The 19,020-nt window shown below is 41.6% G+C and carries 23 protein-coding genes; 20 read left to right on the top strand and 3 right to left on the bottom strand.

Annotation, left to right across the window (positions count from 1 at the left end; translation table 11 throughout):
* The first annotated feature begins 78 nt into the window (after positions 1 to 78).
* The 14 genes from APA_RS21780 to APA_RS21710 all read left to right on the top strand — a co-directional run bounded on the left by APA_RS21780 (position 79) and on the right by APA_RS21710 (position 12,111).
* A complete protein-coding gene (locus APA_RS21780) occupies positions 79 to 1,434 on the top strand; it encodes an HlyD family secretion protein (RefSeq protein WP_236579957.1) in 1,356 nt (451 codons plus the stop codon).
* A gap of 6 nt (positions 1,435 to 1,440) precedes the next feature.
* The gene (locus APA_RS21775; protein ID WP_201324326.1) at positions 1,441 to 2,703 is read left to right on the top strand and encodes an MFS transporter; all 1,263 of its coding nucleotides are present in this window, start codon (positions 1,441 to 1,443) and stop codon (positions 2,701 to 2,703) included.
* 270 nt (positions 2,704 to 2,973) lie between these two features.
* Positions 2,974 to 3,240 carry a hypothetical protein gene (locus tag APA_RS21770; protein ID WP_201324325.1) on the top strand — a complete coding sequence of 89 codons (267 nt, stop codon included), beginning with the start codon at positions 2,974 to 2,976 and terminating at the stop codon, positions 3,238 to 3,240.
* Positions 3,230 to 3,601 carry a type II toxin-antitoxin system RelE/ParE family toxin gene (locus APA_RS21765; protein WP_201324324.1) on the top strand — a complete coding sequence of 124 codons (372 nt, stop codon included), beginning with the start codon at positions 3,230 to 3,232 and terminating at the stop codon, positions 3,599 to 3,601. Before APA_RS21770 ends, APA_RS21765 begins: the two co-directional genes overlap by 11 nt.
* A 117-nt stretch (positions 3,602 to 3,718) precedes the next feature.
* Positions 3,719 to 3,970 (top strand): hypothetical protein, encoded by a 252-nt coding sequence (locus tag APA_RS21760; protein WP_201324323.1) that lies wholly within the window; start codon positions 3,719 to 3,721, stop codon positions 3,968 to 3,970.
* 5 nt (positions 3,971 to 3,975) lie between these two features.
* Entirely contained in the window at positions 3,976 to 4,293 is a 318-nt protein-coding gene (locus APA_RS21755; RefSeq protein ID WP_201324322.1) for a type II toxin-antitoxin system RelE/ParE family toxin, read from the top strand.
* A 66-nt stretch (positions 4,294 to 4,359) separates the two neighbouring features.
* Positions 4,360 to 7,617, top strand: a complete 3,258-nt coding sequence (locus APA_RS21750) for a type ISP restriction/modification enzyme (RefSeq protein ID WP_201324321.1) — start codon at positions 4,360 to 4,362, stop codon at positions 7,615 to 7,617.
* Positions 7,614 to 7,943, top strand: coding sequence for a nucleotidyltransferase domain-containing protein (locus tag APA_RS21745; RefSeq protein WP_201324320.1), 330 nt, complete (start codon positions 7,614 to 7,616; stop codon positions 7,941 to 7,943). The genes APA_RS21750 and APA_RS21745 overlap by 4 nt, the downstream gene beginning before the upstream one ends.
* The gene (locus APA_RS25335; protein ID WP_236579955.1) at positions 7,940 to 8,317 is read left to right on the top strand and encodes a HEPN domain-containing protein; all 378 of its coding nucleotides are present in this window, start codon (positions 7,940 to 7,942) and stop codon (positions 8,315 to 8,317) included. The genes APA_RS21745 and APA_RS25335 overlap by 4 nt, the downstream gene beginning before the upstream one ends.
* Positions 8,318 to 8,501: 184 nt before the next feature.
* Positions 8,502 to 8,723 carry a hypothetical protein gene (locus APA_RS21735; protein WP_201324319.1) on the top strand — a complete coding sequence of 74 codons (222 nt, stop codon included), beginning with the start codon at positions 8,502 to 8,504 and terminating at the stop codon, positions 8,721 to 8,723.
* Positions 8,724 to 8,737: 14 nt separating this feature from the next.
* The gene (locus APA_RS21730) at positions 8,738 to 9,007 is read left to right on the top strand and encodes a type II toxin-antitoxin system RelE/ParE family toxin (RefSeq protein ID WP_201324318.1); all 270 of its coding nucleotides are present in this window, start codon (positions 8,738 to 8,740) and stop codon (positions 9,005 to 9,007) included.
* A gap of 190 nt (positions 9,008 to 9,197) precedes the next feature.
* Positions 9,198 to 9,632 (top strand): DUF29 family protein, encoded by a 435-nt coding sequence (locus tag APA_RS21720; RefSeq protein ID WP_201324317.1) that lies wholly within the window; start codon positions 9,198 to 9,200, stop codon positions 9,630 to 9,632.
* A 151-nt stretch (positions 9,633 to 9,783) separates the two neighbouring features.
* Entirely contained in the window at positions 9,784 to 11,382 is a 1,599-nt protein-coding gene (locus APA_RS21715; RefSeq protein WP_201324316.1) for an MDR family MFS transporter, read from the top strand.
* Between the two features lie 162 nt (positions 11,383 to 11,544).
* The gene (locus APA_RS21710) at positions 11,545 to 12,111 is read left to right on the top strand and encodes a Uma2 family endonuclease (protein WP_201324315.1); all 567 of its coding nucleotides are present in this window, start codon (positions 11,545 to 11,547) and stop codon (positions 12,109 to 12,111) included.
* Positions 12,112 to 12,149: 38 nt separating this feature from the next.
* Here APA_RS21710 and APA_RS21705 read toward each other — a convergent pair whose 3' ends face one another.
* Positions 12,150 to 12,848, bottom strand: a complete 699-nt coding sequence (locus tag APA_RS21705; RefSeq protein ID WP_201324314.1) for a 2,3-bisphosphoglycerate-dependent phosphoglycerate mutase — start codon at positions 12,846 to 12,848, stop codon at positions 12,150 to 12,152.
* A 94-nt stretch (positions 12,849 to 12,942) separates the two neighbouring features.
* Between APA_RS21705 and APA_RS21700 the strand changes: the two genes are divergently transcribed.
* Genes APA_RS21700 through APA_RS21690 form a run of 3 tightly spaced genes read left to right on the top strand, consistent with a single transcriptional unit; the run spans position 12,943 to position 14,370 of the window.
* Complete coding sequence (locus APA_RS21700) at positions 12,943 to 13,092, top strand: hypothetical protein (RefSeq protein WP_201324313.1); 150 nt, start codon at positions 12,943 to 12,945, stop codon at positions 13,090 to 13,092.
* A 13-nt stretch (positions 13,093 to 13,105) separates the two neighbouring features.
* Positions 13,106 to 14,038 (top strand): DnaJ C-terminal domain-containing protein, encoded by a 933-nt coding sequence (locus tag APA_RS21695; RefSeq protein WP_201324312.1) that lies wholly within the window; start codon positions 13,106 to 13,108, stop codon positions 14,036 to 14,038.
* Positions 14,035 to 14,370: a chaperone modulator CbpM gene (locus APA_RS21690; RefSeq protein ID WP_201324311.1), complete on the top strand. Its 336-nt coding sequence runs from the start codon at positions 14,035 to 14,037 to the stop codon at positions 14,368 to 14,370. Before APA_RS21695 ends, APA_RS21690 begins: the two co-directional genes overlap by 4 nt.
* Before the next feature lie 74 nt (positions 14,371 to 14,444).
* On the opposite strand, the gene APA_RS21685 is transcribed toward APA_RS21690, so the two are convergent.
* Complete coding sequence (locus APA_RS21685) at positions 14,445 to 15,371, bottom strand: acyl-CoA desaturase (protein ID WP_201324310.1); 927 nt, start codon at positions 15,369 to 15,371, stop codon at positions 14,445 to 14,447.
* A 208-nt stretch (positions 15,372 to 15,579) separates the two neighbouring features.
* On the opposite strand from APA_RS21685, the gene APA_RS21680 reads away from it, so the two are divergent.
* The gene (locus tag APA_RS21680) at positions 15,580 to 17,223 is read left to right on the top strand and encodes a transglutaminase domain-containing protein (RefSeq protein ID WP_201324309.1); all 1,644 of its coding nucleotides are present in this window, start codon (positions 15,580 to 15,582) and stop codon (positions 17,221 to 17,223) included.
* A 192-nt stretch (positions 17,224 to 17,415) separates the two neighbouring features.
* The gene (gene psaK / locus APA_RS21675; protein WP_201324308.1) at positions 17,416 to 17,688 is read left to right on the top strand and encodes a photosystem I reaction center subunit PsaK; all 273 of its coding nucleotides are present in this window, start codon (positions 17,416 to 17,418) and stop codon (positions 17,686 to 17,688) included.
* A gap of 121 nt (positions 17,689 to 17,809) precedes the next feature.
* On the opposite strand, the gene APA_RS21670 is transcribed toward psaK, so the two are convergent.
* Positions 17,810 to 18,427, bottom strand: a complete 618-nt coding sequence (locus APA_RS21670; RefSeq protein WP_236579953.1) for a nitroreductase family protein — start codon at positions 18,425 to 18,427, stop codon at positions 17,810 to 17,812.
* A gap of 166 nt (positions 18,428 to 18,593) precedes the next feature.
* Between APA_RS21670 and APA_RS21665 the strand changes: the two genes are divergently transcribed.
* Complete coding sequence (locus APA_RS21665) at positions 18,594 to 18,956, top strand: hypothetical protein (RefSeq protein WP_201324307.1); 363 nt, start codon at positions 18,594 to 18,596, stop codon at positions 18,954 to 18,956.
* Positions 18,957 to 19,020: the final 64 nt, after the last annotated feature.

The following is a 19,020-nucleotide window of genomic DNA, read 5'->3' as shown; positions in this document are numbered from 1 at the left end:
AAAAAGGGCTTCAGAGCTTTTTCTCATAGTGCGGAACCAGTGCCAAGGATACGAAAATAATAGATATGGAGTATAGCTGTGATTACAGACAAGGATAAATTTGAAGGGCATATTAGAGATTTATCGAATGCGCAACATCTATTAGCACCAGTAGTAGAAAAAGACAATGAAGCAATTGTCCTTTTGTCAGAGGAGACAGAAAAGTTAGAACCAAAGAGAATCAAACCGATCGCTTTCATTTTGGCAGGATTGGGGCTTGGTGCAGTTGTAGCAGGTATATTTGGCTATCGTTATTGGCAATATGCATCTAACCACCAATCAACGGATAATGCGACAGTAGTTGGGCATATTCACCAAGTTAGTAGCAAAATCGCAGGAACTGTCACCCATGTTCTTGTGAGTGATAATCAGCAGGTGCAAGTTGGGCAATTATTAGTAAAGCTCGATCCCACAGACTATGACAACAAAGTCCAGCAGGCTCAAGCTAAACTAGAATCGTCGAAACGAACTGCAAACGCTGCTCAAGCAAATATTGACTTAGCGTCTCAAACTACTAGTGGCAAGACCACTCAAGCGCAAGGAAATGTCAGCATTGCCTATGCTGCAATTGCTAACGCTCAAGCTGTGATGCAAGAAGCTCAAGCGGGAGTTCCCCTAGCTGAAGCGCAGGTAGAGCAAGCCAATGCTAGCTTGGCAAATGCTCAGATTGATTACAATCGTTATGATGCTTTGTTCAAACAAGGTGCGATCGCTAGTCAGCAATTGGATGCAGCTAAAGCCAGCTTTGATGTTGCTAAGGCTGAGAAAAATTCAGCCTTGCAAACTGTGCAACAAGCTAAAGCAAGAGTTGCTCAAGCACAAGAGGGAATTGCTAGCGCTCAAGCCCGACTTACTGCATCTGGTGGTGAATTGGAACAAGCTGCTGCTAGCGGTCAGCAAACAACGGTAAATCGTAGCGAGTATGAAGCCGCCCAATCTGCGATCGCGCTGTCAGGGGCTACTCTCAAAGATGCTCAATTACAACTTTCGTACATTGATGTCTTCGCCACAAATGCAGGACGAATTGGTAAGAAAACTGTGGAAGTAGGTAATCGCATCCAAGTTGGAGCACCACTCATGGCTGTTGTCGAGAATAATTATTGGATTGTAGCTAATTTCAAAGAGACTCAGCTAAATCGAATAAAAACAGGTCAGCTTGTAGAAGTCAAGCTAGATGCCTTTCCCGATCGCACATTTACTGGTCGAGTAGATAGCATTTCTCCAGCATCTGGTTCTCAATTCTCTTTATTACCACCCGACAACGCGACAGGCAATTTCACCAAAATCGTTCAGCGAATTTCCGTAAAAATCACCTTAGATCCACAAAGTCTCAAAGGTTACGAATCCCGAATTACCGCAGGCATGTCTGCGGAAGTTACGGTTGAAATAAAATAATTTTGTATGCAAACAACTGAGAACAAATCCTTATTCCCTGCACTGCGATCACGAAACTACCGATTATTTTTTGCGGGTCAGGGTGTATCTCTAATTGGCACATGGATGACCCAAATCGCAACTGTGTGGCTGGTTTATCATCTTACTCAATCAGCTTTTATGCTAGGAATTGTGGGATTTACTAGCCAAATCCCTAGTTTTGTTCTTGCTCCTTTTGGTGGAGCTTTTGTCGATCGCTTCCCTCGCCATCGCATCTTAATCGGTACGCAAATTCTTGCCATGGTGCAATCCCTAGCCCTAGCCGCCTTAGCATTATCAGGCGCGATCCAAATTTGGCATGTCCTTGCTTTAAGTTTACTCCAAGGAATCATCAATGCCGTAGATGCGCCAGCGCGACAGGTATTTGTATTTGAACTGGTCGAACAAAGAGAAGATTTAGCCAATGCGATCGCGATTAATTCAACGATGTTTAATGGAGCACGATTAATTGGACCTGCGCTAGGTGGGTTAATGATTGCCAAAGTCGGTGAAGGATACTGTTTCCTTATTGATGGACTTAGCTACATTGCTGTAATCATGGCTTTGCTGGCAATGCGACTTGTCCCGAAAGATATACCCGTTATGGCTGGCAGTCATTTACAAAAAATTAAAGAAGGATTTGTCTACGCCTTTAGCAGTCCACCAATTCGTTCCATTTTATTACTGTCAGGACTAGTCAGCCTCATGGGTATGCAATACGCCGTACTCGTTCCAGTCTTCGCCGACAAAATCCTCAAAGGTGATGTTCAAACATTGGGCTTTCTTATGGCAGCATCGGGAGTGGGAGCCATATTTGGCGGTGTTTATTTAGCCACAAGGCGATCGGTAATTGGACTTGGGAAGTTTATTGTCGTCAGTCCTAGCATTTTAGGAACTGGTTTAATTATCTTTGCTCTATCCCGCTATTTACCACTTTCTCTATTCGCGATGCTCTTGATTGGCATAGGCACTATTCTACAAATTTCCGCAGGCAATATCATTTTACAAACTATTGTCGATGATGATAAGCGCGGGCGCGTCATGAGCCTATACACGATGTCATTTTTAGGCATGACTCCCTTTGGAAATCTCTTGGGCGGAACTTTAGGCGATCGCATTGGTGTTACTGACACCTTAATCATTGCGGGCATCGTTTGCATTTTAGGTTCGATTTACTTCAGCCGCCAATTACCTACATTAAAGAAGATTGTTTACAAAATCTATGAGCGCAAAGGAATTATCACTAGCTAAGGTTTGCTTTTTGTTTCACTTTTTAAGCCTTCGAGAAACAAGGCGATCGCAGTCAGCATCATCAAGCCTAATCCTGTCCGTCAAAGGATTTGCCAGATAATCGGGAGATACAGCAGTGTTCGATCAAACCCGCCACAAGAAGGGTCGCAGGGCGAAGCCCCGCAATGGGTTTTATATTAGTATTTGTGGCGGTTTTGAAAGCAAATTGCTGTAAGTGAAGATTAGGCTATCTAATTTGTTATCCTGAAATTACCTGTTGTCATAGAAACTATGAAAGCTTACGAATTTTCTACTACGATTACACCTGACGGGAAACTTGAGTTACCTAAGCATTTGAAAAATTTGCCGAAACAGCCAAAAGTTAGGGTAATTGTTTTGGTTGAAGAGTTGCTAGATATGGATTTAGAAGATCAGGATGAAGTTTTTGATCCAAGTCCAGAACAAATTGCGGCTAGTCTACATAGGGCGTTGAATGAGGTAAAAACAGGACAAACAAAGCCAATTTCTCAACTTTGGGATAGTCTGGATGGAAACTAACCAGCCTAATGTGCAAGTCGAGACTTCTGGAATCTTTGAGCGACAATTTCGAGCTTTGTTCAAACGCTATCGCAAAATTCGCTCAGATGTGCAACCTGTGATCGAGCAGTTACAGGCTGGAGAAGTTTTAGGCGATCGCCTGTCAGGACTAAATATTGTTGTTTTCAAAGTACGGGTGAAGAATAGTGATATCCAAAAGGGCAAAAGTGCTGGTTATCGGCTCATTTATCAGGTTGAATCTCCCTCTAGGTTTATCTTGCTAGCTATTTATGCTAAATCCGATCAATCCAGTATCTCGACTACGGAGATTGAGGAAATTGTGGAAGCTTTTAAGCGACAACAAGAGCAATCAGAAATTTAGGAATTGCGTTTTACGCCATTGTTTAAGGCTTCGACAAACAAGGCGATCGCTGTTCATCAATCATAAAAGACAGGTTATACTATAACTTAGTTGATATTTTGCTTATTGAGTTTTTATATGAATAACATCCAAGAACTTGTGATTGATAAGGTGAAAGCTTTATCAATCAATCAACAAAAAAGTGTTTTGAATTTTATTGATCGCATTTTGTCGCCTAATATTATCAATTCCGATCAAGAATTGGAAAAGCTATTAATAGAAGGAGTTGATAGTTTAGATCGGGGTGAAGGGATTGAAGCGACGGATGAATGGTGGGAACAAGAGCGCGATCGCTTAGTGAACAATTCATCAAATTTGCTGACGAAATAAAATTAATGCATAGTATTATTATCGCGCTTCCTGCTCGTGCTGATATTACGCACAACTATGAGTATTTATCCGAATTTAATTCTGAAGTGGCGTTGAAGTTTTTTGATTCAACTCGATATAGTTTTGCAGAAATTGCTCGTAATCCTCAAATTGGGCGTAACTACCCTACAAACAATCCTCGCCTTAATGGGTTGAGAAAGTGGTACGTTAAAGGTTTTAGAAAACACCTAATCTTCTATCGAATTCAGGAATTATCTATTGAAATTGTGCGGGTATTGCAAGGTGTTCAGGACATTGAAAGTATCTTGAATAATGAGTCGTAGCGCGATCGCTATTAAACACATCAGGATTTTATCTGGTATCCTGAAATTAGCTGATCTAAAAAGACGATGACTAATCAAATTCAAGCTTATTTGCAAGATGTAACGCAAATTTATCAAAAGGGTAATGCGACGGAGCATACTTATCGTCCTGCGTTGAAGAGATTGCTTGAGTCTTTAGATAATAATATTTTGGCGGTGAATGAGCCGAAGCGAATTGCTTGTGGTGCGCCAGATTTTTGGATTGGACAGGGGGCTTTAGAAATTGGACATCTTGAAGCTAAGGATATTGGTATTTCGCTGAAGAGTTTGGAAAAGAAGAACCAAATGCAGCGTTATTTCAATGCTTTGGGAAATTTGATTTTGACGGATCATTTGGAATTTCGCTGGTATGTGGGTGGGGAGTTACGGCTATCGGCGGCTGTGGCTACTTTTGATAAGCAGAAAAAGATTAAGGCTGATGCTGATGGAATTTTGGAGGTCGATCAACTTTTAAGGCAGTTTTTGCTGACTAAGGTTGTGCAAGTCACGACTCCCAGAGCCTTAGCGAAGAGGATGGCGGCTTTAGCACAGTTAATTAGGGATGCGATTAATACTGCTCTGAATGATAGCGATCGCGGTGGGATGTTGCGACAGCAGTTAGAGTCTTTTCGCTTGGTGTTGATTCGGGATTTGACGGGTGAGCAGTTTGCGGATATGTATGCTCAGACGATTTGTTATGGGTTGTTTGCGGCGCGTTGTAATACGAATCAAGTGAGTACTTTTTCGCGGGAAACGGCGGGTTTTCGCTTACCAAAAACAAATCCATTTTTGCGGGGTATTTTTAATCAGATTGCGGGTTCGGAACTGGACGATCGCATTACTTGGGCGGTGGATACTTTGGCGACTATTTTACAGCAAACGGATATGTCGGCAATTTTGAGTGATTTTGGTAAGCGCGATCGGCGTGAAGATCCTGTGGTGCATTTTTATGAGACTTTCTTGGCGGAATACGATCCCAAGATGCGCGAGTCACGGGGGGTTTACTATACGCCTGAGCCTGTGGTTGGGTATATTGTGCGGAGTGTGGATTATATTCTGAAGGAGAAGTTTGGAATTAAGAAGGGGTTGGCGGATAGTACGAAGATTTTACCGTACCCCCCTCAATCCCCCCTTGCAAAGGGGGGAGGTAAAGATTCCAGTTCTCCCCCTTCGCAAGGGGGAGTTAGAGGGGGTTCAGAACCTATGCATAAGGTTCTCATTCTCGATCCTGCGGTGGGGACTGGGACGTTTATGCATCGGGTGATTGAGCATATTTATGAGGGTTTCAAAAATCAGAAGGGGATGTGGTCGGGTTATGTGAGTCAGCATTTGTTGCCGCGTTTGTTTGGGTTTGAGTTGCTGATGGCTCCTTATACGGTGGCGCACATGAAGTTGGGGTTACAGCTTCAAGAAACTGGTTATGATTTTAGCTCTGAGGAGCGTTTAAGGATTTATTTAACGAATACTTTACAAGAAGGTTTTCAAATTCCTGCGGCGGATGGGTTTATGAATCGCATTCGTGATGAAGCAGAGGCGGCGAAAGGGGGTAAACAAGATACGCCTGTAATGGTGATTTTGGGCAATCCGCCTTATTCCTATGAGTCGATGAATACTGATCCTTGGATTGTGAATTTGGTTAAGGATTATTATCATGTGGATGGAAAGCCATTGGGAGAGAGAAATCCTAAAGGCTTATTGGATGATTATGTGAAGTTTATTCGCTTTGCTCAGCATCGGGTTGCGGAAACTGGTTATGGGGTTGTGGCTTTAATTACGAATCATGGTTATTTGGATAATCCAACTTTTCGGGGAATGCGTCAAAATTTGATGCAGACTTTTGATGAGATTTATGTTTTAGATTTGCATGGGAATAGCAAGAAAAAGCAAGTTTGTCCCGATGGTTCACCCGATCAAAATGTGTTTGATATTCAGCAAGGGGTAGCGATCGCCTTTTTTATCAAGTATCAAGATAGTCAGCAAGATTTAGCGAAGATTTATCATGCTGATTTGTGGGGTGTTAGGGAGGTTAAAGAGAATAAAGAATTAGTTGGTGGTAAGTATTATTGGTTAGATGAAAATGAGATTAGTTCGACAGTCTGGGAAAAGTTAGAGCCTGCACCAGAGTTTTATTTATTTAGTCCTCAAAATATTGATTTACAGTCTGAGTATTTCAATAGTTATCCAATAACTCAAATATTTACGGTTAATAGTGTTGGGATATCAACTTCAAGAGATAGAATAACCATCCATTTTGAAGAAAAAAACTTAATAAATATACTTAATCAATTCAAAGATTTTTCGATCCAAGAACTTAAATTAAAACTTGATTTAGATAAAGATACACGCGATTGGACAGTTGAACTAGCACAAAAAGATATCAAAAATTCTGGAGCTTATAGCGATCATATTGCAAAAGTCTTATATCGTCCTTTCGATATTAGACACACTTACTATACAGGCAGATCAAGAGGGTTTCACAGTATGCCTCGCGGTGAAGTAATGGATCATTTATTCCAAAATAATAATATTGCTTTATGTACTAATCGACAGGTAAATAATGATTTTCGTCATATTTTTGCAACAGAAAATATAACAGATGGTAATTCTGTCTCTTTGGAAACCCGTGAGAGAACATATATTTTTCCTCTCTATCTCTACCCAACCAACACCCCAACCCTATTTGAAACCGAACCAACCAACTCCCCACATGGTCGCCGCCCAAACCTAGCACCAGAATTTATTAACGAACTTTCCCAAAAACTTAGCTTAGAATTTTTCCCAGACGGCAAAGGCGATCAAGTTAAAACCTTTGCACCAGAAGACATCTTTAACTACATTTATGCCACCTTCCACTCCCCCACCTATCGCCAACGTTACGCCGAATTCCTGAAAATCGACTTTCCGCGAGTACCCATAACCACCAACAAACAACTATTTTGGGAACTAGCCACCAAAGGCGACAGACTCGTACAACTCCACCTGATGAAAGAAACAGGAACCGAAATTAGTAGCTATCCCATCGATGGCTCCAATCTTGTCGAACAAGTCAAATACAACGAAACCCAACAACAAATCTGGATTAACGACCAGCAGTATTTCGCCAACATCCCCAACCACATTTGGAACTTCTACATCGGCGGCTATCAAGTTTGTCAGAAATGGCTCAAAGACCGCAAAGGACGTGAACTCAGCTTTGACGACCTCGTTCATTATCAAAACATCATCTCCATCCTAGGCGAAACCATCGAGATCATGAGCGATATTGACCAAACCATTACTAAACATGGAGGCTTTCCATTCTCATGACTATTACTCTAACTAACATTAAGCCAATACTTACAGAAATTAAACAAGAGTTACAAGAGCTTTATGGCGATCGCCTTGTTAAGTTAATCCTATTCGGTTCCCATGCCAGAGGCGAAGCCAATCCCGACTCAGATATTGATCTACTTGCCGTACTCAAAAGCCCAGTATCTCAAGTACAAGAAATATCCTATATGTCAGACTTGCGTGTAAAAATGATACTAGAACATGACGAACTTGTCTCTATTATCCCCATCACCGAAGAAGACTTCAGTAAAAGAAATGTTGCTTTTTTAAGGAATATTAGAAAGGAAGGGATTGAACTATGAACGAATACAAAAAACTACTTTCTTTATCTCTAGAAGAACTAGAAATAGCAGCACTCTTACTAGACCGAGAACATTATCGCACTTGCCTCTCGCGTTCATATTATTCCATATACTACGCAACCCAAGCTTTATTGCTATCCCAAAACCTATATGCTTCAACTCATAAAGGTACAATTCGCTTATTCGGTCAGCATTTTGTAAAGACAGGACAATTTTCCTCGGAATGGGCAAAAATATTAAGTGATGCTTATGAACTAAGACAATTGAGCGACTACGATGCAGACTTTACTGGCACATTTGCAGAAGCAAAAAAGAGCCTAGAGCAAGCAAAGGCTTTCGTAGCCGAAGTAGAGAAATTGTTGAACGCGCAGTAAAAGAACTGCAAATTTAATCCACGCTATGTCAATCTTTACTCCCTTTGGAGGAAACATTTAAACATTTAATGAATACTCAAATAGTTGATTCGATTTAAGAGAATAGTTAAGCGCATGAGTAACACAAAGACTTTTGATACAATGAAAGTAGACTTCATGAAAAACATTCACTAAGGTAAATGTAATGTCACTATTAAACCTTGAGTATATAACCAACCAAGAAGGACAGCCCACCGCAGTTGTCATCCCCATCGAGATTTGGCGGCAACTTTTACCCATTGACAACATCTCTCTAGAAAATCTTAGCGAAGCTATAGAAGATTATTGCCTCAATAAAGCAATGGATGAAGGCAAAAACACTCCTCTTTACTCCCGTGCCGAAGCTCTAGCCTTTTTAGAGGATTAGATTGGAAGACTAAAATGGAAGTAAAGTATCGCCAGTCATTTTTAAAAGATCTCAAAAACCTGAAAGGCTCATCAGTATATCAACGCATCTATGAAATTGCCTTTACAACTTTGCTTGAAGCTCAGAACTTACAGGAACTACCAAACATTAAAGCCATGCAAGGATATTCAACCCGTTACCGCATTCGTGTAGGTGACTATCGCATTGGCATAGAAGTTTTGGGCAACACAGTAGAAGTCATCCGCACATTACACCGCAAAGAATTTTACCGTTACTTCCCTTAAAAATGACCATTAGCTTTATTGCAGTTAACAAAGCCTTTGAGTAATGAGATAAGAAATGAGTATAACTTTAAACAGTATCCAGCCAACATTGCACGAATTAAAACTAGGCTTAAAGGAACTCTATGGCGATCGCGATCAAAATTTGCAATAATACAATTACCGCCTATGCAGACAAGGACGTTAAATCATCGTGGAAGAACTCATAGCATTACGCGAACTCTTGCAAAAAGGCAACCTATCCAGCGCCCTCTTGATGATCGATGAAATGGAAGAAATGAGTAAAAAAGATATCCTCAACAAAATTCGTAGCTATGGCATCATTTTACTTTTGCATCTCATCAAACAAAAAGCTGAAAATCGTACAACCCGTTCTTGGGATGTATCAATTCGCAACTCAGTCTTAGAAATTCAAAACTTGAATGCAAGACCATCATCAAAGGGAACCTATTTAAACGATCAAGAACTTCGTGAATCTATAGAAAGTGGTTTTCGTCAAGCAATTAACCAAGCATCGTTAGAAGTTAACGAGGGAATATACGATGCAAAAGAACTTCAGAAAATGGTAGACAAACAAGAAATATGCGATCGCGCCATGACCTTAATTTCATTATTCTCGGATAACTAATCAAAAACTACAAATATTTAAGAACTCAGGCAAGAGTTACGGATGATGTATGGCGATGATTACAACTTATATCGTAATCAACCAATTCATACAGCAAATCAAATGTTAGTCAGTCAAAGTACGTTAACAGTAAGACTATAGAGTCAAAACCTTGCCGAATATCAGTGCTATTAGAAACCAACGTCCAAATTCTACACTTCCACCAGATTATGTACCTTTAAGAATCTGGATAGGAGTTGCCGCCAGTATGCTGGGCGCATTCATGGCAGTATTGGATATTCAAATCACCAACTCATCACTCCAAGATATCCAAGCCGCATTAGGAGCAACCTTAGAAGAAGGATCTTGGATTTCCACCGCCTATCTTGTCGCTGAGATTGTCGTGATTCCATTGACGGGATGGTTATCGCAGGTATTTTCAATTCGTCGTTATATCTTAGTGAATGCCGCCTTATTCATCTTCTTTTCGATCTGTTGTGCGTCCGCTTGGGACTTGTCATCCATGATCGTTTTTCGCGCCCTTCAAGGAGCAACAGGAGGGATTTTAATCCCGATGGCGTTTACGAATATGCTGGTTACTCTACCACCATCCAAACAGCCTGTAGGTATGGCATTATTTGGCATTACCGCCACATTTGCACCTTCGATTGGCCCCACCTTGGGCGGATGGCTGACGGATAATTATAGCTGGCACTATATCTTCTATTTAAATGTCATTCCCGGCCTGTTACTACTTGCAGGAGTTTGGTATGGGATCAAGCAGCAAGCACCGAAACCAGAATTGCTCAAGCAAGGTGACTGGTGGGGAATTATTTCGATGGCGATCGGCTTATCCTCTTTGCAAGTAGTTTTAGAAGAAGGTTCCCGCAAAGATTGGTTTAGTTCGTCATTGATTGTGACTCTCGGCGCGATCGCAGCTATATTCCTATCATTATTTTTCTGGATCGAATTAACACGCAAACAGCCTTTTATTAATTTACGATTACTACGCGATCGCAATTTTGGTCTAGCAAGTATCGTCAATATCTCACTGGGAATAGGATTATATGGCTCTATTTATCTTTTGCCTCTATATCTCGTCCAAATCCAGAAATACAATGCTCTGCAAATTGGCGAAGTATTAATGTGGGCTGGGATTCCGCAACTGTTTTTGATTCCTTTCGTACCAAAATTAATTCAGCTAGTGGATAGCCGTTTGGTAATTGGTGTAGGCGTGATTGTTTTCTCGATTAGCTGTTTTATGAATTCTGACCTCACCAATCTCAGTGGTATCGATCAGTTACGCTGGTCGCAACTAGTTAGAGCAATGGGGCAACCGCTAATTATGGTTCCTCTATCGGCTGTCGCTACTGCTGGTTTACCAAAAACTCAAGCGGGTTCGGCTAGTGGTTTATTTAACATGATGCGTAATTTGGGCGGCTCCTTTGGGATTGCGGCTTTGGCGACTTTGTTAACACAGCGCGAAAAGTTCCACTCCAATCGTTTGGGTGATGCGATATCTCTATATAATCCCGAAACGCAGCAACGAGTGGACACTTTGACGCAGTTATTTGTGAGTAAGGGCACGGATTTTAATACGGCGCAGTCTCAGGCTTTTCAGGCGATCTCGAGTACGGTGAGTCGCGAGTCCTATGTGATGGCTTTTAATGATTGTTTCTACTTTATTGGCTTTGCTTTGCTATTGAGTGGAGTGGCAGTTTTGTTTTTCAAGAAAGTTAGATCCTCAGATGCTGCTGGCGGCGGTCACTAGGATTTAGCGATCGCTTATAATACAAAGCCAGATAGCGAGGACACATTTGAGGTTATTTCGATGCTAGAAACAAGATCTCAAACATCTGACTACTAGCGATCTCCCTCAGCTCAAGATATAAAATAAAAACTAGCTTAATCCAAATTTCTCAGTAGGTAAGCCATGATTGTAATACCAAAAATTGATTGCATAACTCCAGACGAATATCTCGAAATGGAGGAAAAAAGTGCGATTAAACATGAATATATTGACGGGTATGTTTACGCAATGGCTGGCGCAAACGATCCTCACGTTACGATCGCATTAAACATGGCTTTTGTAGTTCGCAACCATTTGCGCGGCTCTAGTTGTCGTGTTTATATGTCTGACATGAAAGCCAGAATCGATTCATTAAATCGTTTTTATTATCCAGATGTGATGGTGACTTGCGATCCTAGCGATACCCAAACTCCAAATCATAAGCGTTTCCCAAAACTAATTATCGAAGTTCTATCAAAATCTACTGAGGGATTTGATCGCGGCGATAAATTTGCCGATTACCAGCAACTAGAGAGTCTCGAAGAGTACGTTTTAGTTAGCACCAAACGCCAGCGCCTTGACTGTTTTCGCCGCAATGAAGAGGGCTTATGGGTGTTAAAATCATATTCTGGAGAGCAAGATAAATTCCAATTATCGAGCATCAACTTTGAAGGGAAATTTGACGATCTATACGAAGATGTCAGTTTTTAGAAAAAACGATCGCCTATCATACAAAGCCAGAGCGATCGCTAGTCGTTTAAGATTTTTTTGCCGATCACCTCTCCAGAGATGTCAAGCTCATAGGCGATTGGTACACCTGTCGCTAGTTCTAACGCTGTCACTTCCGATGGACTGAGGCGATCTAACATCATCATGATCGATCTTAGAGAATTCCCATGCGCAGTAATCAGAACGTTATCGCCTTGTAGCAGGTGGGGCAGAATACGGCTTCTGAAATAAGCATTCACCCGCTTTTGTGTATCTTCTAAACTTTCTCCGCCTGGTGGTCGGACATTGTAAGATCTACGCCACTCATAAACTTGTTCGCTGCCATATTTCTCAGCAGTATCCGCTTTGTTTAAGCCCTGCAAATCACCATAAAATCGCTCATTGAGAGCTTCATTCGTGAAAATAGGGAGTTCTTCGGCTGGGTTTCCATCATAGTTATTCCAGCCATGCCAAACTTGGTCAGAATTTTCATGCTTAATAATCGGAATTTTGCCACCACAAATGTCATCGCGTTCGGTCAGACAGATCATCGCGGTTTCGATCGCCCGAATTAATCTACTTGTAAAACAGACATTCACCCGATAATCACTGAGCCGACAAGATGCGATCGTTGCCTCTGCTCGACCCCTCTCGCTTAGAGGCACATCTACCCATCCCGTAAATTTATTGAGCGCATTCCAAAGGCTTTGTCCATGACGGATCAATATGAGTTGAGCCATTATTCTCTTTCCGAAATTACTAAAGAACTTGATTTCTGCATTTTTGATTACGTTTTATATCATATTCAACTAATTCAATCAGGAAATCAAACAATTGTCTGTCATATTAATTCTAGAAGCAAATAAAGATGAAGTCAAAAAAGTTACTAAATCAAGTAGTTCATCTGTCTGGATAGCGATCGCTTTTAACGATCGCGTGGTTCAATTCGTCGTAGATAGCCTGAAACACGAAATAGAGAACTAAAATACACCTAATAATGCCAATCGCAACTGACTTTAAGGACTATTACAGTATTTTGGGAGTGAACAAAACTGCAACTCCTGAAGAAATTAAACGAGCTTATCGTAAGATTGCCCGTAAGCATCATCCCGATCTCAATCCTGATGATAAGGACGCAGAGGCAAAGTTTAAAGATCTTAACGAGGCAAATGAAGTACTCTCCGATCCAGAGAAACGAGAGAAGTACGATCGCTTTGGGCAGCAATGGAATCAACCTAATTATAATGAAGCACCGCCACCCAAAGAAACTGATGCTGGGAATAACTTTGAGCAATATGGCGACTTTGATTCGTTTATTAACGATCTGTTGGGGCGATCGCAACGTAGAGACTCCAGTAGTGGATTTCGTTCTCAATCTCCTGCACCCGACACTGAAGCCGCGATCGTCCTTACCTTTTCTGAAGCATTCCACGGTGTTCAGAAGCGATTACAACTCGATGAAGATACGATCAATGTGCGTATTCCCGCAGGTGCAAAACCAAGTAGTCGGATCAGACTTAAGGGCAAAGGTCGAGCCAGTCCCTTCTCTCACCAGCGCGGCGATTTATATCTCACGATTGAACTAGTGCCACATTCCTTCTTTCGCTTTGAGGACGATCGTCTTGTTTGTGATATTCCCATTCGTCCTGACGAGGCGGTCTTAGGAACAGAAATAAAAGTGCCAACTCCCGATGGCATCGTGACGATGAAAGTTCCCAAAGGATTAAAATCAGGTCAATCACTACGGCTAAGAGGCAAAGGCTGGACGCTACAAAAGGGCGGACGCGGTGATTTATTTGCCAAACTTCAGGTTGTTACGCCGCAGGATCTGAATGCGATCGAGCAAGAGTGCTACGAAAAGATTCAAGCAAATACGAGTTTTAATCCACGCGCCTATTTAGAGGAAATTAAAGAGGAGATTAAGCTATGACTGACCATTCTTCAAACAGTCTTCCAAGTAGTCTTTCAAGGATGGTGGTTTCCCTCGAAGGTGAACAACTCTATACTTTTGAATATGCCGCATCCATAACAGATACTTCGATTACAGTTGTGCAGGTTTATGTCGAGCTAGGAGTAATCGAACCGAATGGCTCAATGCTACATTCCCGTGAGATTGCGCGAATTGCTCAAATTCAACGCTTGCGTCAAGACTTGGGGCTAAATTTAGTTGGAGCAGCAATAGTGTTGGATATGGCTCAGGAACTTGCTCAACTAAGAGCTAGGCTAAAAGCATATCAGTCTCATCCATCCAATCAGCTATAAAAAAAATATAGTTGCGCCGAGAAGCGGCGCAACTATATTTTTTTTAGCTAATACCAAACTTTGGGGAATTAGTATTAGTGCAAATTGCTGTAAGTTTCTTTTGATTTGTCTGAGGCGATCGCTAATTCTAAATTCGGTAAATTTTGCTTTTTGGCTTTTGACAACAAATCTTTCTCGCTAGGTAATCTCAACTTTGACGCTAACTTGAAGGACTCAAGCATTTTAATGAAGTCAAAAGTGGGATCTGGTAGATAGACAATCTGACCATCGCGAATAGTGATACCGTGCCGACAGGATGATTGAAAAGCATGATGCAGATTATGCCAACCTTCTCCCAGCGTAAGCAGCGCCACAAAACCACTGTTGCGGCTATGGTCGTCAGTGATAAATGGTTGATCGCCGACAATATGACTGAGCGAGTTCACAGTCTGGACACCGTGAAATAGCAATGTCGTACTGAAAAAAAATGCACCGAGATATTCCAAACCACCTATATAGTATGAAACTGCCCCAAGTGCTACTAGGGGGATGAAATGTAATCGGTCAATCAATTTTAAGACTAGATCGCTTTCAACATCAAGGGGCAATTTATCTGGAAAAAAGCGAGAAGATAATAGCCAACCTCCCTGAGACCAATAAAATCCTTTGATTCCCAAAAATGGCGTATAGGGAGAATGGGGATCGCGATCGCTCTCAACATATTGATGATGACTCATGTGGTGAGCTTTCCACCAACTTGGCCCCATCTGCCCCGCCGATGCTCCCACAATGCAGCCTATCCATAATAGGGGTTTAGGAGCCTGATAGCTTTTGTGCGTAAGTAATCGATGATAAATGCCAGTCGTGGCAAGCATACGGGTGACATATAGTAGAAAGATCCATGCGATCGCACCCCACGATAGCCCAGTTGTGAAAACAAGTAGCGATCCAATATGACTGACAATAATCAGCATTGGACCAATTAGATACAAAATGCTTGTGAACTGAGAATATTGCCCCATTTGCTATCCCAAGATTGTAACGAAAGACATACGAAAACTGCTATAAGATTGATCATGAGTAACGAATCCTACTATACACAAACCTGTGATGCTCTAGTTCTGTTGCCTTCGCTACGGAACTAATGTTGCTTTTGAAGTCAGATCAGAATTTGTAGAAAGCCTAAAGCTTTTCTAAATTTACCCGCCTATATACTCGCCTAAAGAACCTATGCCTAGCTTACCAAGCACGATTTATCCCATTGGCGCTTATAACCTTCATGGTTTAGTGTGGCAAACCGATGTAAGTACTGATGATGTAAGTACTGATATAGATAATGGCAAACCCTACGCGCTTTGTTTAGATTCCTATCAGGGGCATCTACTCAAAATCGATCCATTCTCTGAAGGTGCAACGGTACTGAATAATTACACCGCATTGCAGTTTCGAGACGCGACAGGTTTAGCGATCGCGGGGGAGACGCTTTGGATTACTAAGGACAATGGAATTTATTACTGCAATATGGTTGATTTTGATCTGCAACCATTTATGGAGCTACCCAACAAGATCGATGGCATCGCGGTCTCTGATGGTGGTGTATATGTGAGTTCTAGCGAAGTTGGCAAAATTTTTGTGTTCGGACGCGCCACTCGCACTTTGCTACGAATCATGGATGCTCCTGGTGCAGGATTTGAGGCGCTGACTTTAGTGGGCGAAGAATTGTGGGTTAGCGATCGCACTGAGGAGACGGTCTATCGACTTATTGCCAAAACAGGCGAAGTGGTACATCGTGGTTTAACTCCATTTCCCAATCCCATGGGATTAGGATTTTTGGGCAATGATTTATATATAGTTTATTCAGGTGATGAAAACTATATTCGCGACAATCCTAATGACATGGATGAACCGTTTTCGGTCTCCGCCCGCGAAAAGACTTTTATTCATCGCCTTAAGTTTAGTCAATACCAAGATGAAAAGTTAAACTACACCCTCACCACTGGCTACAAAGTGGAGATGATCTATCTCGAAGAACTCTCCTCTGAAGAACCAACTTCAATCTATAACCTCACATGGCGAGTTGCCTATCCAACGGATACCTATCGCCAAAAATTATTAGCGATCGAGCCAATTGGTATTCCCTTTGAAGAAGAAATTGTCAATGGTCAGCGTGTCGCTGCATTCAAGCTAGGAAACTTAAAACCTGAAGAATCGAGAATGTTTGGCTGGAAAGCAACCTTAGAAATGCGGGGAATCAAGTATGAACTTAAAGATAGTGAAGTAGAATTTGTCCCTGAACTATCTCCCGAAATGCAGAAACTCTATCTCGTTGATGATGATGGATTGAGCATGAATCATCCGATCATTCAAGCCGCCGCCAAGGAAGCTGTGGGCGATGAAACAAATATTTTGCGGAAGATGCTATTGATTCGTGATTACGTTTATGACAAGCTCTCATACCGTGTCACGCCTTACATTGCCTCACCGGAAGAAGTCATAGTCAGAGGTACAGGCTCTTGTGGTGAATACGTCGGTTTATTGCTAGCCTTAACTCGATTAAATGGAATTGCTTGTCGCACTGTCGGACGTTATAAATGTCCCCATGATGGAGAATTGATGATGAACGTTCCTCTGCATCAATATTACAATCACGTTTGGATCGAGTTCTATATTCCCAGTATTGGATGGTTACCAATGGAATCTAATCCTGATGATACTGGCTATCGCCCCTATCCCACCCGCTGGTTTATGGGTTTACCTTGGTATCATGTGGAAATTGGCAAAGGCATCTTTTTTGAGACAATTCAGCCTCAGCCCTATTCCATTGGTGAGCTAGCTCTCAATCATGTTCGCTTCAAGGTTTTAGAAGAAATCTAAATCCAAAAAGCATGTGGGGCGCTTCGCGCCCCACATGCTTTTTGGATTTAGATTCTTAAAGATTGTTATAACTGTAACTGATTACTAAGTTTAATGAATTTAGCTTAAGAAGAATTTTTTGATGTCTGCATACCTCTTAGGATTATGTAGATTAAAAAATTTTTAGGTAATTAGACTTAGGGAAACAAATTTATGACACATCTAGCTTTTAACTTACTTGCCGCAGTTCCCGCTACTTCAACTTGGTCACCAAGCGTTGGGTTGCTCATGATCACAGCTAATGCATTTGCGTTAGTCGTTGCTCGCTATGGCATCAAAGTCAAAGGTGTTGGTCCTAGCTTACCTGTGGAATTACCTGGCCTATTTTCAGGTTTTGGTTTGGCAGAATTGCTAGCTGTTACTAGCTTTGGGCATGTTCTTGGAGCAGGTTTGATTTTGGGCTTAGCTCAAGCGGGCTTAGTATAAAAAAATAGGTAGGATGCGAAGCATCCTATCTATTTTTTTATAGCTTTATGGCTATAGCCATAAAGCTATAAAACTTGAGCGCAAATCGTTGGAAGTTGGCTAAGCAAAACCGAATTCATTGCTATACAAACGGGGCAGAACTTCCCCATTCGCCTGTAAAAACAAAGCTGGATAAAGGAGCGCGAGCGCGAGGAGCAGTTTCTCGCTCTTGCAAATCTGTTGGTAAATTGCTAGTTTCACCCGCATAGCCGATCGCGATAGCAGCAACAGGTTTCGCCGTTTCAGGAATATTAAAAGTAGAGATCGCCTTAGCAGGATCGAATCCACCCATTTGGTGCACGACCAGATTTAAAGCTGTAGCCTGCAATACCAGGGTTGCTGCTGCTTGACCTGCATCATACTCGCCCCAAGCGTTAGGCTTGCCATTGTGCTTAAAGGTCTTTTGGGCAACAACTAAACCCAATACTGGAGCAACTTGCGCCCAGATAACATTGGCGGGGACTAAACAATCAAGTAGTTTCTGATAGTTCGCTGTGTCATCTTTGGTTGCCATAATAAATGCCCAAGGCTGATCATTAAAGCAAGAAGCAGACCATCGCGCTGCTTCAAATAACTGAGCAAGTTTCTCGGTTTCAATATGTTTGCTATCAAAGGCACGGGGACTCCATCTCTGAGCGATCAAAGGATGAATTTCATGATCGGTAATTGCAGGATTTTCCATATCAATACTTTGAGACAAATTTTTATATAGTGACAATTCACCATTATTTTAACCGCTCAAAAATTATTGTGATTAAAATACAAAAGATAACACTTTACTTTGCATTGATGGTGGTGTAGTTGCCAATAATCCTTCACTTTGCGCGATCGCAGAATGTCTCAATTTAAAAAAGAGTAGCAAACCTGTGAGTTTGGAGAATATCCTCGTCGTGTCCTTTGGTACTGGACAAATGGAAGATCGGATTACCGTCAATGACACAAAGACTTGGGGAATAATTGATTGGCTAAATATTAAGAAAGGAATTCCACTGTTAGAAGTATATGCAGATGGCTCCGCAGATTTAATTGATTACATTGCGACTCAATTGCTTAAGGACAAATATAACCGCTATCAGCTACTAGTTCCTAATTCCAAAGAAAAACCAATTTCGACTTTTCAAGCTGATCCTCAAAACCTAGCAAATCTTGTCGATGTAGCTAATGATTTTCTAGATCGCTCAGAAGGCGATCGCCAGCTTGAGGAACTTGCGGCTTACCTTTCGATTTAAATCAAGTCCAAAAAGATAAGAGGCGGAGATTTATTTTTTTTTGGTTAAGAAAGGTGGCGCTTCG

It is taken from the genome of Pseudanabaena sp. lw0831, from assembly GCF_016584665.1.
Taxonomy (GTDB): Bacteria; Cyanobacteriota; Cyanobacteriia; order Pseudanabaenales; family Pseudanabaenaceae; genus Pseudanabaena.
Note: the sequence above shows the minus strand (reverse complement) of the source record. Positions and strands in the feature narration are given on the sequence as shown.